Annotated in this window: 15 protein-coding genes; 8 read left to right on the top strand and 7 right to left on the bottom strand. The window is 62.3% G+C overall.

All coding sequences use genetic code 11. The features are described 5' to 3' along the window. The first annotated feature begins 26 nt into the window (after window positions 1-26). On the top strand, window positions 27-980 hold the full coding sequence (locus tag AC3WRD_RS21155; protein ID WP_102621162.1) for a homoserine kinase: 954 nt from the start codon (window positions 27-29) through the stop codon (window positions 978-980). A 42-nt stretch (window positions 981-1,022) separates the two neighbouring features. On the opposite strand, the gene AC3WRD_RS21150 is transcribed toward AC3WRD_RS21155, so the two are convergent. Then, on the bottom strand, window positions 1,023-1,943 hold the full coding sequence (locus AC3WRD_RS21150; protein ID WP_102621161.1) for a zinc ABC transporter substrate-binding protein ZnuA: 921 nt from the start codon (window positions 1,941-1,943) through the stop codon (window positions 1,023-1,025). A gap of 66 nt (window positions 1,944-2,009) precedes the next feature. On the opposite strand from AC3WRD_RS21150, the gene zur reads away from it, so the two are divergent. From zur to AC3WRD_RS21130, 4 genes are read left to right on the top strand one after another with little or no spacing between them, the layout of a single operon-like run. Next, the gene (gene zur / locus AC3WRD_RS21145) at window positions 2,010-2,492 is read left to right on the top strand and encodes a zinc uptake transcriptional repressor Zur (RefSeq protein ID WP_011331783.1); all 483 of its coding nucleotides are present in this window, start codon (window positions 2,010-2,012) and stop codon (window positions 2,490-2,492) included. Further along, window positions 2,492-3,277: a zinc ABC transporter ATP-binding protein ZnuC gene (gene znuC, locus AC3WRD_RS21140; protein WP_096822428.1), complete on the top strand. Its 786-nt coding sequence runs from the start codon at window positions 2,492-2,494 to the stop codon at window positions 3,275-3,277. The genes zur and znuC overlap by 1 nt, the downstream gene beginning before the upstream one ends. Beyond that, window positions 3,270-4,058 carry a zinc ABC transporter permease subunit ZnuB gene (gene znuB / locus AC3WRD_RS21135; RefSeq protein WP_065260666.1) on the top strand — a complete coding sequence of 263 codons (789 nt, stop codon included), beginning with the start codon at window positions 3,270-3,272 and terminating at the stop codon, window positions 4,056-4,058. Before znuC ends, znuB begins: the two co-directional genes overlap by 8 nt. A 37-nt stretch (window positions 4,059-4,095) precedes the next feature. Continuing rightward, a complete protein-coding gene (locus AC3WRD_RS21130) occupies window positions 4,096-4,809 on the top strand; it encodes a PA5502 family lipoprotein (protein ID WP_102621160.1) in 714 nt (237 codons plus the stop codon). 37 nt (window positions 4,810-4,846) lie between these two features. Here the strand turns inward: AC3WRD_RS21130 and katE are convergent, their stop codons facing one another. Further along, window positions 4,847-6,988, bottom strand: a complete 2,142-nt coding sequence (gene katE / locus AC3WRD_RS21125) for a catalase HPII (protein WP_102621159.1) — start codon at window positions 6,986-6,988, stop codon at window positions 4,847-4,849. Between the two features lie 259 nt (window positions 6,989-7,247). Between katE and AC3WRD_RS21120 the strand changes: the two genes are divergently transcribed. The 3 genes from AC3WRD_RS21120 (at window position 7,248) to AC3WRD_RS21110 (ending at window position 9,777) form a co-directional block, all read left to right on the top strand. After that, window positions 7,248-8,255, top strand: a complete 1,008-nt coding sequence (locus AC3WRD_RS21120) for a methionine ABC transporter ATP-binding protein (RefSeq protein ID WP_102621158.1) — start codon at window positions 7,248-7,250, stop codon at window positions 8,253-8,255. After that, on the top strand, window positions 8,255-8,929 hold the full coding sequence (locus AC3WRD_RS21115) for a methionine ABC transporter permease (protein WP_096822432.1): 675 nt from the start codon (window positions 8,255-8,257) through the stop codon (window positions 8,927-8,929). Before AC3WRD_RS21120 ends, AC3WRD_RS21115 begins: the two co-directional genes overlap by 1 nt. Window positions 8,930-9,003: 74 nt before the next feature. Continuing rightward, on the top strand, window positions 9,004-9,777 hold the full coding sequence (locus tag AC3WRD_RS21110; protein ID WP_102621157.1) for a MetQ/NlpA family ABC transporter substrate-binding protein: 774 nt from the start codon (window positions 9,004-9,006) through the stop codon (window positions 9,775-9,777). A 282-nt stretch (window positions 9,778-10,059) separates the two neighbouring features. Here the strand turns inward: AC3WRD_RS21110 and AC3WRD_RS21105 are convergent, their stop codons facing one another. The 5 genes from AC3WRD_RS21105 to AC3WRD_RS21085 are packed head-to-tail and all read right to left on the bottom strand — an operon-like array spanning window position 10,060 to window position 13,968. Beyond that, the gene (locus AC3WRD_RS21105) at window positions 10,060-10,695 is read right to left on the bottom strand and encodes an SCO family protein (protein WP_085733848.1); all 636 of its coding nucleotides are present in this window, start codon (window positions 10,693-10,695) and stop codon (window positions 10,060-10,062) included. Beyond that, on the bottom strand, window positions 10,692-11,591 hold the full coding sequence (gene cyoE, locus AC3WRD_RS21100) for a heme o synthase (protein ID WP_085733847.1): 900 nt from the start codon (window positions 11,589-11,591) through the stop codon (window positions 10,692-10,694). Before cyoE ends, AC3WRD_RS21105 begins: the two co-directional genes overlap by 4 nt. Then, window positions 11,579-12,658 (bottom strand): COX15/CtaA family protein, encoded by a 1,080-nt coding sequence (locus tag AC3WRD_RS21095; protein WP_096822435.1) that lies wholly within the window; start codon window positions 12,656-12,658, stop codon window positions 11,579-11,581. The genes cyoE and AC3WRD_RS21095 overlap by 13 nt, the downstream gene beginning before the upstream one ends. 10 nt (window positions 12,659-12,668) lie before the next feature. Further along, entirely contained in the window at window positions 12,669-13,262 is a 594-nt protein-coding gene (locus AC3WRD_RS21090) for a PA_0111/PP_0108 family redox-active disulfide protein (RefSeq protein WP_102621189.1), read from the bottom strand. Then, window positions 13,228-13,968: an SURF1 family protein gene (locus AC3WRD_RS21085; protein WP_102621156.1), complete on the bottom strand. Its 741-nt coding sequence runs from the start codon at window positions 13,966-13,968 to the stop codon at window positions 13,228-13,230. The genes AC3WRD_RS21090 and AC3WRD_RS21085 overlap by 35 nt, the downstream gene beginning before the upstream one ends. Between the last annotated feature and the right edge of the window lie 44 nt (window positions 13,969-14,012).

The raw sequence follows: 14,012 nt of genomic DNA, 5'->3' as shown, positions 1-14,012 counted from the left end.
GCGCCAGAACTGAGCAGTTTTTAACCATGTCTGTGTTCACCCCCCTGGCTCGGCCCGAGCTGGAAACCTTTCTCGCCCCTTACGGGCTCGGCCGTCTGCTCGATTTCCAGGGGATCGCCGCCGGCAGCGAAAACACCAACTTCTTCATCAGCATGGAAAAGGGCGAGTTCGTCCTGACCCTGGTCGAGCGCGGCCCAGTGCAGGAAATGCCGTTCTTCATCGACCTGCTCGACGTCCTCCACGAAGCCGACCTGCCGGTGCCCTACGCGCTGCGCACCACTGACGGCGTGGCCCTGCGCGAGCTGAAAGGCAAGCCGGCGCTGTTGCAGCCGCGCCTGGCCGGCAAGCACATCAAGCAGGCCAACGCCCAGCATTGCGCGCAGGTCGGTGACTTGCAGGCGCACCTGCACCTGGCAACCCAGGGCAACAACATGATCAAACGCAAGACCGATCGTGGTCTGGACTGGATGCTGGAAGAGGGCACGCAGTTTCTTTCGCATCTGAGCGACGCGCCGCGCGCTCTGCTGCAAACCGCGCTGGACGAAATCACGCAACAGAAAGACAAAATTCTCGCGCTGCCGCGGGCGAACATCCACGCCGACCTGTTCCGCGACAACGCGATGTTCGAAGGCACGCACCTGACCGGGCTGATCGACTTCTACAACGCCTGCTCCGGGCCGATGCTCTACGACGTGGCGATTGCCTTGAACGACTGGTGTTCGGACGATGATGGCCTGATCGACGGCCCGCGTGCGCGGGCCTTCCTCGGTGCCTACGCGGCACTGCGCCCGTTCACTGCGGCCGAGGCCGAGTTGTGGCCGACCATGCTGCGAGTGGCGTGCGTGCGGTTCTGGCTGTCGCGGTTGATTGCGGCGGAATCGTTCGCCGGGCAAGACGTGCTGATTCACGATCCGAAGGAGTTCGAGCAGCGTCTGGCGCAGCGTCAGCAGGTCAGCACACCGCTGCCGTTTGCCCTGTAAAAGAAAAAAACCGCAGCCTGTGCAGGCTGCGGTTTTTTTGTATTAGAGCGACTCCAGGCACCCTGCCAGATCATTCCCCAGCTTCTCCAGCACTTGCTCATAACCCTGAGCCGTCGCCGGCGTGTAGCCGCCCAACGCATCCAGCTCCGCCAGCTTCACCGGCAGGCCCGCCACCAGGGTTTCGGCCAAGCGTGGGCGCAACGGCGGCTCACTGAACACGCAAGTTTTGCCGACTTCCTGCAAGCGCGCACGCATTGCCGCGACATGCTGGGCGCCTGGCTGCACCTCCGCCGCAACGCTGAACACACCGGTGTGTTTCAAGCCGTAGGCCTCTTCGAAGTAGTCAAAGGCTTCGTGGAAGACGAAGTAGGGTTTGCCTTCAACGCTGGCCAGGCGCTTCTTCAAACGCTGATCCAGCGCATCGAGACGCGCGTCGAACGCCTTGGCGTTGCTCTGATAGCGCTCGGCATTGGCCGGGTCGGCAGCGCTCAGGTCGGCGGCCATCTTGTCGGCAATAACCCGCGCGTTCACCGGCGATAGCCACAAATGCGCATCGAGAGTACCTGGGCGGTGATCATGATCATGCTCGTCGGCGTCTTCGGCGTGGGAGTGGCTGTCTTCGGCGAAGCGGCGCAGCTTCATGCCCGGCAGGTCCTGCACCGCGACGCTCGGCAGCGTACGACCATTCAGCACGCGAGGCAGGAAACCTTCCATGTCCGGGCCGATCCAGTACAGCAGGTCCACCGATTGCACCTTGCGCACGTCGGACGGGCGCAACGCATAGTTATGCGGCGAAGCCCCCGGTGGCAGCAGCACTTCGGGAATCGCCACGCCGTCCTGCACGGCGGCGGCAATCAATTGCAGCGGCTTGATGCTGGTGAGGACTCTGACTTCGGCCTGGGCCGAACCGATCAGCAGAAAACTGGCGACAAATGCCACAAAAACAGAAAAAAGTCGGGACACGATGACCACTCAAGGAGGCGAGAACGGGTAACATAATAACGTCTCTAACCAAACTCGTCGCCGCTCATGCCTATTACCCCGATTGCCAGCCGTCCCCACGACCACTCCCATTGCGTCCACAGCGCCCTGTCCGAGGCCGATGCCTTGTGTGCACAGAAAGGCCTGCGCCTGACCGCATTGCGTCGGCGGGTGCTGGAACTGGTCTGGCAGAGCCACAAGCCGCTGGGTGCCTACGACATCCTCGCTGTGCTCAGCGAGCAGGATGGCCGCCGCGCCGCGCCGCCGACCGTGTACCGCGCACTGGATTTCCTGCTGGAAAATGGCCTGGTTCACCGCATCTCCTCGCTGAACGCCTTTGTCGGCTGCGTTCACCCGAAACATTCGCACCAGGGGCAGTTCCTGATCTGCCGCGAGTGCCACGCCGCCATCGAGCTTGAGCAAAAAACCATCAGCGATGCGATCGTCCACAGCGCCAAGGACGTCGGCTTCATCGTCGAGGCCCAGACTGTCGAAGTGGTCGGCCTCTGCTCCGGTTGCCGGGGGGCTTGATGAGTGATGCGTTGATCCGTCTGGAGCAGGTGGCTGTCCGGTTTGCCGGGCAGAACGTGCTGGACAACATTCACCTGAGCGTCGAACCGGGGCAGATCGTCACCCTGATCGGCCCCAACGGCGCCGGCAAGACCACGCTGGTGCGCGCCGTGCTTGGGCTATTGAAGCCCGACAGCGGCAGCGTCTGGCGCAAGCCGAAACTGCGCATCGGCTACATGCCGCAAAAGCTGCACGTCGATCCGACCTTGCCGCTGTCGGTGCTGCGCTTTCTGCGGCTGGTGCCGGGTGTTGATCGCCCGCGTGCGCTGGCGGCACTCAAGGAAGTCGGCGCCGAGCACGTCATCGACAGCCCGGTGCAAAGCGTTTCCGGCGGCGAAATGCAGCGCGTGCTGCTGGCCCGGGCGCTGTTGCGCGAGCCGGAACTGCTGGTGCTCGACGAGCCGGTGCAAGGTGTCGATGTGGCCGGGCAAGCCGAGCTGTACAGCCTGATCACCCGCCTGCGCGACCGTCATGGCTGCGGCGTGTTGATGGTCTCCCACGACCTGCATCTGGTGATGAGCACCACCGATCAAGTGGTGTGCCTCAACCGTCACGTCTGCTGCTCCGGGCATCCCGAGCAGGTCAGTGGCGACCCGGCTTTCGTCGAGTTGTTCGGCAACCACGCGCCGAGCCTGGCGGTCTATCACCACCATCACGACCACGCCCACGACCTGCACGGTTCGGTGGTCAAAGGGCCTGTGACGGGCCAACCTCACGTTCACGGAGATAGCTGCAAGCATGGCTGATTTTCTGTTCTACGCCCTGCTTGCAGGTCTGGCGCTGGCGGTGGTCGCGGGGCCGCTGGGCTCGTTCGTGGTCTGGCGGCGCATGGCCTATTTCGGCGACACCCTGTCCCACGCCGCGCTGCTCGGCGTGGCGCTGGGCTTTCTGCTGGATGTCAGCCCGACCGTTGCTGTCACCGTGGGCTGCCTGCTGCTGGCGGTGCTGCTGGTAACCCTGCAACAGCGTCAGCCGCTGGCGTCCGACACGTTGCTGGGCATTCTTGCGCCGAGCACGCTCTCTCTCGGGCTGGTGGTACTAAGCTTCATGCATGAAGTGCGGATCGACCTGATGGCCTATCTGTTTGGCGATCTGTTGGCGATCAGTCCGACTGACCTTGCATGGATCCTCGGTGGCAGCGCGGCGGTGCTGGTGCTGCTGGTGACGCTGTGGCGGCCGCTGCTGGCGATCACCGTGCACGAAGAACTGGCCCGGGTCGAAGGCCTGCCGGTGGCCGGTTTGCGCATGGCGCTGATGCTGTTGATCGCGGTGGTGATCGCCGTGGCGATGAAAATCGTCGGTGTGCTGCTGATTACGTCGCTGTTGATCATCCCGGCAGCTGCGGCACAACGTCACGCCCGCTCGCCGGAGCAGATGGCACTGGGCGCGAGCCTGCTGGGCATGCTCGCCGTGTGTGGCGGGCTGGCGTTGTCCTGGTTCAAGGACACCCCGGCCGGCCCGTCAATCGTTGTGACGGCGGCCGCACTGTTTCTGCTGAGTTTTGTTCTGCCCCGTCGAGGGGTGTAGACTTGCTCGTTTTTTGCGCAAATAGAGAGTCGCAGGAATGAAGCCGTTCGCCTCCCGTTATCTGCTCCTTGTCGCATTTTCAGTGCTGCTGGGCGCCTGCCAAAGCACGCCGCCGGTGGCCGAAGCCCCCGATGCGCGGGCCACGGCCATCGCACAGCTGGAGCAAAGCCTGGCCAGCAGCGAACTGGCCACAGCCGAAGACCAATTGGCAGCCTTGCAGGCCGAAACGCCCAACGATCAGTCCCTTGAGCAATACCAGCGCCAGTTGGCCGAGGCCTATCTGCGCCGCAGCCAGATCGTCCTGCAGAAGGGCGATGTGAATGCTGCCGCAACCGCTTTGGCCCGCGCCCGCGCGCTGATGCCCAAGGCCCCGGCGCTGACCGGTGGCGTCAACGGTGCTATCACCGAAGCCCGCAAGGCTGAGCTGGAGAAAGCCGAAGCGGCACTTCAGGCCGCCGAAGCCAAGCCGAAAGCCAAGGTGATCGATCCGACCGCCGAAAGCACCACGGTTGCGCTGAATATCACCGATAGCCGCAAACTTCGCCGTCAACTCGACGCGATCGCCGCCGATGTGGTGAATTACGACTGTGCGGTGAGCATTCAGGCGCCGCGCACCAATGATTACCCGTGGCTGGCGACGTTGATCACCAAACGCGTGAAGAAGCTCGATCCGGATTTCGATCTGCAGATCGAGAAACAGATCTTGCGCACAGTTCCGGCACAGATGGTCTTGAGCCCACGCAAACCTTGAATGACCGCAGCCTGCATTTCGCAGGCTGCGGTTTTTTTCAGGCCGGAATCGCCTTGGCCTTCGCTTCCCGATCCCAGACCCGATGCTGCCCGATCGCCGCAAAGAGCGGCTTGGTCAGCGCTTTCACATCCTTGCCCTCGATCAGCCCGGCATCCACCTCCAGCTTCAACACATCCAGTAACTGCCTGGCGTCGCCTTGCAGCGCAATTGCCTTCAGGTGTTTGTAAGCCTCCAGCAGGTAATGCAGCGCCACGCCATCACCACTCAACACCTTGACCGACGCCGCGCCACCCGGCACGAACACCGCGTCGAACGCCACCGAAGGCAAACCTTCCATCGACGCATCCACCGCCAGGCTTTTGCCATCGGCTGTCTTTACCGGCGCCGAGGTCGGGCCGAGCAATTTGGCGTGCGCGCCTTCCGCTGCCAGAGCTTTCTTCATCGCATCGATCGCTGCACCATCGACACCATTGGCCGCCAGAATCGCCACTTTTCGCGTCTTTATGTTCTCCGGCAACAGGTTGGCCTGACTCAGGGCCGGCGAGTGATCCAAAGATGTCTTGCGTACCTCGACCGTGCCTTTGGCCGGCGCTGGCAACCCAAGGTTGTGCGCCACGCGCTTGGCCAGTTCCAGGTCGATGTTGGCCAGAATCTCGTTCACTTCCCGGGCCCGAATGTGCTCCCGCTCAACCTTGCCCAGTTCGAAGCTGTAGGCCGAAATGATGTGTTCCTGTTCGTGCTTGCTCATGCTCTTGAAGAACAGCCGCGCCTGGGAGAAGTGATCGCTGAACGACTCGCTGCGCTGACGGATCTTGTTGGCGTCGATGCGTTCCGGGTAGCTTTCGAACCCGCCGTCCTGCGCAGCCGGCGGAGTTTCTTTCGGCCAGCCGCCATCAATCGAGTTCGGCTCGTAGGACGCGCGACCCTTGTCGATTACCGTGCGGTGCTGGGCATCGCGCTGGCCGTTGTGGAAGGGCGCGACCGGGCGATTGATCGGCAGCTCATGAAAGTTCGGCCCGCCGAGTCGGCTGATCTGTGTGTCGGTGTAGGAAAACAGCCGACCTTGCAGCAACGGGTCATTGGAGAAGTCGATGCCCGGCACGATATGGCCGGGGCAGAACGCGACCTGTTCGGTCTCGGCGAAGAAGTTGTCCGGGTTGCGGTTGAGGGTCATCTTGCCCAACGGTGTGATCGGGACGATTTCCTCGGGAATCAGTTTGGTCGGGTCGAGGATGTCGAAATCGAAGTCGTGCTCGTTTTCCTCCTCGATGACTTGTACGCCAAGTTCCCATTCCGGGTAGTCACCGGTCTCGATGGCCTCCCAGAGGTCGCGCCGATGGTAGTCAGTGTCTTTACCCGCCAGCTTCTGCGCTTCGTCCCACACCAGCGAACAGGTGCCGGCGGTGGGGCGCCAGTGGAATTTGACGAAGCGCGATTTGCCCTCGGCGTTGATCAGTCGGAAGGTGTGCACGCCGAAACCCTGCATGCTGCGCAGGCTTTTCGGGATGGCCCGGTCGGACATGGCCCAGATGACCATGTGCGCCGATTCCGGCACCAGCGACACGAAGTCCCAGAACGTGTCGTGAGCCGAGCCGCCGGTGGGCATTTCGTTGTGCGGCTCGGGTTTTACCGCGTGGACGAAGTCGGGAAACTTGATCGCGTCCTGAATGAAAAATACCGGCATGTTGTTGCCGACCAGATCGAAGTTGCCTTCGTCGGTAAAGAACTTCACGGCAAAACCACGGACGTCGCGCACGGTATCGCCGGAGCCGCGTGGACCTTGCACCGTGGAAAAGCGTACGAAAACCGGGGTTTTCTTCCCCGGATCCCGTAGGAAACCAGCCTTGGTCAGCGCCGAATGGTTCTCGTAGGTTTGAAAGAAACCATGTGCACCTGTGCCGCGGGCATGGACGATACGCTCGGGAATCCGCTCATGGTCAAAGTGCGTGATTTTCTCACGCATGATGAAGTCTTCGAGAAGCGACGGCCCACGGGGCCCGGCCTTCAGCGTGTTCTGATTGTCAGCGATCTTCACACCCTGATTGGTGCGCAGGGCCTGGCCGGTGGCGTCGGAGCGAAACTTTTCCAGGCTGTCGAGTTTGGCGTTGGTGTTGGCGCGATCCGGGGTGTTGGTCCCGGCCAGTTGGCTTTTGTCGGTGGCAGGCTTTTTGGTACTCATCAGACGTAAACTCCTCGTTTGACCCCGGTCGCGCCGGGGCTCTTGAGTGGTTCCCGGGCACGGTACCCGGAGTTTCAAGTCGCTTAACTAGTGACTGACGAGGGTTTTTGCCGTTCCTTTTTTATGACCTTTGATCGCGTTATTGCCAAATGAAAGGTTGAATGCGGAATAAATGCTAATAACCTCTATACGGACAGGCTAAAATGCGCGCCCGGCTAACCGCTGATCCTTTTCCAACGCGCCCCACAAGGTTCGCTACGTGATCGAGTTTCAAAACGTCCATAAGACTTACCGCGTCGCCGGTAAGGACATCACCGCGCTGCATCCGACGAGTCTCTCCATCGAGAACGGTCAGGTGTTCGGCCTGATTGGCCATTCCGGTGCGGGAAAAAGTACTCTGCTGCGTCTGATCAATCGCCTGGAAGAATCCAGTGGCGGCAAGATCATTGTCGACGGCGAAGAAGTCACCGCGCTGGACGCCAACGGCCTGCGCCGTTTTCGTCAGCAAGTCGGGATGATCTTCCAGCACTTCAACCTGCTGGCGTCCAAGACCGTGGCCGACAACGTCGCGCTGCCGCTGACCCTCGCCGGTGAACTGTCCCGCGCCGAGATCGACCAGCGTGTGGCCGAGTTGCTCAAGCGCGTCGGTTTGTCCGATCACGCGAAAAAATTCCCGGCGCAGTTGTCCGGTGGCCAGAAGCAGCGCGTCGGTATTGCCCGTGCCCTGGCGACCAAGCCGAAAATCCTGCTGTGCGACGAAGCCACCAGCGCCCTCGACCCGCAGACCACCGCGTCGGTGCTGCAACTGCTGGCCGAGATCAACCGTGAGCTGAAGCTGACCATCGTGCTGATCACCCACGAGATGGACGTGATCCGCCGTGTGTGCGATCAGGTGGCGGTGATGGACGCCGGCGTGATCGTCGAGCAAGGCTCGGTGGCCGACGTGTTCCTGCATCCGAAGCACCCGACCACCAAGCGTTTCGTCCAGGAAGACGAGCAGATCGACGAAAGCGAGCAGCGCGATGACTTCGCTCACGTGCCGGGCCGCATCGTACGTCTGACCTTCCAGGGCGAAGCGACCTACGCGCCGTTGCTCGGAACCGTCGCCCGGGAAACCGGTGTGGACTACAGCATCCTGGCCGGTCGTATCGACCGCATCAAAGACATTCCTTACGGGCAATTGACCCTCGCCGTCACCGGTGGCGACATGGACGCGGCGTTCGCCCGCTTCACCGCCGCTGACGTTCACATGGAGGTGTTGCGCTAATGGCAGACCTGATGAGTTTCTTCACCAATATCGACTGGTACGAAATCTGGCTGGCCACTGGCGACACCATGATGATGCTCGGCGGTTCGCTGCTGTTCACCGTGTTGCTCGGCCTGCCGCTGGGCGTGTTGCTGTTCCTCTGCAGCCCGCGTCAGTTGCTCGAAGCCAAAGGCGTGTACGCCTTGCTGTCGCTGGTGGTGAACATCCTGCGTTCGCTGCCGTTCATTATTCTGTTGATCGTGATGATCCCGTTCACCGTGCTGATCACCGGCACCTCACTGGGTGTGGCCGGTGCGATTCCGCCGTTGGTGGTGGGTGCAACGCCGTTCTTCGCGCGGTTGGTGGAAACCGCCCTGCGTGAAGTCGATCGCGGCATTATCGAAGCGACCCAGTCGATGGGCGCGACCACTCGGCAGATCATCATGAACGCCTTGTTGCCGGAGGCCCGTCCGGGCATCTTCGCGGCGATTACGGTGACGGCGATTACACTGGTTTCCTACACCGCAATGGCCGGTGTGGTCGGCGCCGGTGGCCTGGGTGACCTGGCGATTCGTTTCGGCTACCAGCGTTTCCAGACCGACGTGATGATCGTCACCGTGGTGTTGCTGCTGATTCTGGTGCAAGTGCTGCAAATGGCGGGCGACCGACTGGTCGTTCACTTTTCGCGCAAATAACCGGTTTTGTAATGACATGAGCCGGCCATTCGCTGGCAGGCGCCAGACGGGCGCCGTAAAAAGGAGTTAGCTGAATGAAAAAACTGATCGTTGCCCTGGCTGCCGTTGCAGCGTTCTCGGCCCACGCCGATGAAACCCTGACCGTTGCGGCCACCCCGGTGCCGCACGCGGAAATCCTCGAATTCGTGAAGCCGGTTCTGGCCAAAGAAGGCGTGGATCTGAAGGTCAAGGTCTTCACCGATTACATCCAGCCGAACGTGCAGGTGGCCGAGAAGCGTCTGGACGCCAACTTCTTCCAGCACCAGCCGTACCTCGATGAGTTCAACAAGGCCAAGGGCACCAGCCTGGTCGCCGTGACCGGCGTGCACCTGGAGCCGCTGGGCGCTTACTCCAGCAAGATCAAGAAGCTCGACGAGCTGCCAAGCGGCGCCAACGTGGTCATCCCGAACGACGCCACCAACGGCGGCCGTGCGCTGTTGCTGCTGGCCAAGGCTGGCGTGATCACCCTGAAGGATCCGACCAACATCCTGTCGACCGTCAAGGACATCGCCCAGAACCCGAAAGACCTGAAAATCCGTGAACTGGAAGCCGCGACCATCCCGCGCGTGCTGACCCAGGTCGACCTGGCGCTGATCAACACCAACTACGCGCTGGAAGCCAAGCTCGATCCGTCCAAGGACGCGCTGATCATCGAAGGCAGCGACTCGCCTTACGTGAACATTCTGGTGTCCCGTGCGGACAACAAGGACAGCGACGCCATGAAGAAACTGGCCGCTGCCCTGCACAGCCCGGAAGTGAAGAAATTCATCACCGAGAAGTACAAAGGCGCGGTGTTGCCGGCGTTCTGATTGATATAGCTGCAACGAAAAAGGGGACGCCATGAGCGTCCCCTTTTTTGTGTCTTCGATTTGGGTTTTGTAGCGCATTTGAAATCGCGCCCTCACCCCAGCCCTCTCCCGGAGGGAGAGGGGGCCGATCGAGGTGTCTTGCGTCCTGCATCGACCTGAAAGATCTTGGCGATTATGGATTCAAAGCAATACGTTCAATTCGGTGTAGCTCGCCAATATCCCCCAATCAGTCCCCTCTCCCTCCGGGAGAGGGTTAGGGTGAGGGCAGGCTTTTGATCTTGGCTATTTGCGGTTCAACATCACCGGCAACTGCGCAACCAGCTTGGCATTATTCAACGGCGCCCGAATAAACCCGCGCTGCGTACCATCAGGCCCGATCACCGCCAGGTTCCCACTGTGATCCACCGTGTAATTCGGCTTGCTGGTGTCCGCCGGAATGAACGGAATGCTCACCGCGTTGGCTACCTTCTGCAGCTCCTCGATCGACTTCGGCGTCAGGCCGATGAACTGCGGGTCGAAGTAGCCCAGGTACTGCTTCAGCTGCGCAGGGTTGTCGCGGTTCGGGTCGACGCTGACCAGCACGATCTGCAACTTGTCCACAGCGTCCTTCGGCAGTTCGCTCTTGATCTGGCGCAGTTGGGCGAGGGTGGTCGGGCAGATGTCCGGGCAGAAGGTGTAGCCGAAGAACAGCAGGCTCCACTTGCCCTTGAGCTCGTTGACCGTGACCGGTTGGCCGTCCTGATTGGTCATCGTCACGTCCGGCAGGTTGCGGCTTTGCGGCAGCAGGATGATGCCGGCGTCGATCAGCGCCGTCGGGTCGCCCTGGCCCTTGCCGCTCAGCACTTTGTTGACGGTCAGGCCGAGGATCAGCGCGATCACGGCCACGAGGATGAAGACGGTTTTCTGGGTTCGAGTCATAGGTTCAACAGTAAGTAGTGGTCTACGAGCAGGGCGATGAACAGCAGAAACAAGTACCAGATAGAGTACTTGAAGGTGTTGATCGCCGCGTGCGGCCGAGTGCCACGGTACAGCACCACGGCCCATTGCAGAAACCTTGCGCCCAGGCCGAGGGCGCAGATCAGGTACAGCGCGCCGCTCATGTGGATCACGTACGGCAACAGGCTGACCGCCAGCAGGGCGAAGGTGTACAGCAGAATGTGCACCTTGGTGTAGTGCTCGCCGTGGGTGACCGGCAGCATCGGGATGTCGGCTTTCGCGTATTCCTCCTTGCGGTGGATCGCCAGCGCCCAGAAGTGCGGCGGGGTCCAGGCGAAGATGATCAACACCAGCAGCAACGGTTCGGCGCTGACGTGGCCGGTGGCGGCGGTCCAGCCAAGCAGCGGCGGTGCGGCGCCGGCGAGGCCGCCGATGACGATGTTCTGCGGCGTCGCGCGTTTGAGGAATCCGGTGTAGATCACCGCGTAGCCGAGCAGCGAGGCCAGGGTCAGCCACGCGGTCAGCGGATTGGTGAAGGTCAGCAGCAAGGCCTGGCCGAGCAGCGCCAGCACCAGTGCAAAGGTCAGTGCCGCCGTGGGCGAAACCCGGCCCTCGGCCAGCGGCCGTTTATGGGTGCGCGCCATGACGGCGTCGATGCGCCGATCCACCACATGATTGACCGCCGCCGCACCACCGGCACACAGCGCGATCCCCAGGTTGCCGAACACCAGCACCGTCCACGGCACGCCAGCGCGGGTCGCGAGGAACATGCCGACCAGCGAGGTGATCAGCATCAGCACCACAACTTTCGGTTTGGTCAGCTCCAGATAGTCTCGCCACAACGCCTGCGCGGGACGTTCGCCGATCAGAATCGCCATGGCGTCTCTCCTTTTATCGTGATGGGCGCCGCCGACTGTTTACGCGGGCTCAGGTGCCAGCGCGCAAGCATCGGTTGCTTGACCCGAACCAGACTGGTTCGCGCGTGATAGTTGACCAGCACCATGGTCAGCAGCAGGGCAGCGCCGCCGGCGTTGTGCGCCACGGCCACCGGCAGCGGCAGGTGAAACAGCACGTTGCTGATGCCGAGGGTGATCTGCGCGCCGAGGGCGATCAGCACCAGCCCGGCCAGCCGCGTCATGCCCACGACTTTCAGTTGCCAGGCCAGACCGAGCAGGACAATCGTCACCAGCAGGGCGCCGATGCGGTGGGTCAGGTGAATCGCCGTGCGCGCATCGCTGTCGAGTTGCCCGCCGAGGTAATTGGGGCCGATGTGTTGGGTCAGGTGAAAGCCGTTGGCGAAGTCCGCCGGCGGCAGCCATTGGCCGTGGCAGGTCGGGAAGTCGATGCAGGCCACTGCCGCATAGTTGGAACTGACCCAGCCGCCGAGGGCGATCTGACCTATTACCAATAGCAGCCCGGCGGTGGCCCAATATTGAAGACGCTTGGGCACGGTCAGCGCCGGCAGCACGCCGGACAGTCTCAATGTCAGCAGAAATAGCAGGCTCAAGGTCGCGAAGCCTCCAAGCAAATGCCCGGTCACCACTTGCGGCCAGAGCTTGAGCGTCACCGTCCACATGCCGAACGCGGCCTGGGCGAACACCACCGCCAGCAGAAACAGCGGCAGCTTCAGCGGTTGGCCCGGATGACGGCGGTTAACCCACGCCCGCCCGGCCAGAATCGAGATCAGCATGCCGAGGGTGCCGGCGAAGTAACGGTGGATCATCTCGTTCCAGCCTTTGTGCGCCTCCACGGGCGAGTCGGGGTAATGCAGTTCGGCATGGGCCAGTTGGGCTTCGCTTTTCGGCACGCTGATAAACCCGTAGCAGCCGGGCCAGTCCGGGCAGCCGAGTCCGGCGTGAGTCAGGCGGGTGTAGGCGCCGAGCAGCACCACGATCAGTGCGAGCAGGGTGGCAAACAGCGCGAGGCGAAATCCAGGTTTGGCCATGACGATGCCCTTATCCGATGTTCGACAGTTTCAGCAGGTGGCGCAGGTCGTTGAGCAGATCCTTGCCCTTGACGCTCGGGTCGTAGCGCAGCACGAGATTGCCGTGGGGATCGACGATCCACAGCTGTGGCGTGGTTTTGTCACCGGTGGCTTTGCCGAACGCGGCGGTGTCCAGCGGATAGCGTTGCAGTTGCGGATATTCGCGGCTCAGCTTGGCTTCGTAGTCGGCCGTCAGCGGTTGCGCGGAAGCGAGGGCATGGCTGGCGCGACCGGCATCGCGGCCGAGGCCGATCTGAATCTGCCGCGCCAGGTACACCAGTTGCTGGCAGTCCACCGCGCAGTCCTTCGGCGCGGTTACCAGCATCTGCCAGCGTTCTTCGTCAGCCGCTACGCCGAGGTCGGCACGGCTCTGGCCGTTGCCGATCAGTTCACCGTGATAGCTGCGACCGTCCGGCACCCAGAACTGCAGCTTGTACATGCCGGTGGCGAGGATCATCGGGCCGATCACGCCGAGCAGGATCAGCAGCAGTTGAATGCGGCCGCGACGGCGACTGGCCGGGGCTTTTGCTTCAGACATGCTGGGTGGATTCATGGCCGCTCCCATGGAGTTTCTCCTTTGCGTTGTGCCAGCCGAGATAGAGGTAAAGACCGAACAGGGCGGTGGCCATGGCGAACCACTGCACGGCGTAACCGAGGTGTTTTTCCGGGCCCATGGCAACCACCGGCCAGTCGACCTGATAGCTGGCGGGGCCGGGTTCTGCGCGTAATTCATAGGCGAAGCCGTCGCGCTCGAGGGTTTTCCACCATTTGGCGGGTTCGACGGCGGTGACGGTTTGCGGCCAGGTGCTGCTGACCGGGTCGGCGTGCAACTGGAAGGTCGCGCCGGGGGCGACATACACCCAGGCGTCGACATTCACGGCATCGGCCGGTGTCTTGAATTGCGGGGTAACGCGCCGGTCCGGCCACGGCAGCCAGCCACGATTGACCAGCAGCCACAGGCCGGTGCGCTGATCCTGAAACGGTTGCAGCAGCTCGACGCCGACCTTGCCGTCACGTTGACGGTTGTCCAGCAGCAGGCTGTGGGCGGCATCGAACTGGCCGTGCAGATGCACCCGGCGAAAGGCCGGATCGGTGCTGTGCACGAGCTCGGTGCTGGCCATCGGTTCGGCGGCGCGGCGTTCGGCGTAGCTGGCGAGCAGGGCGGTTTTCTCCGCGCCCCGGCCCAACTGCCAGAAACCCAGCGAAATCAGCAGCGGCAGCAGCAAGGCGACCACCAGCGTCGGCACGACGCCCGGCCGAAAGCGCTTCATGGCCGCGCCAGAAAAGCAGTGAATGCGACCGCTATACTTGATTG

The organism is Pseudomonas sp. FW215-R2 (assembly GCF_058789255.1).
This window is presented reverse-complemented; position numbering and strand designations above follow the sequence as displayed.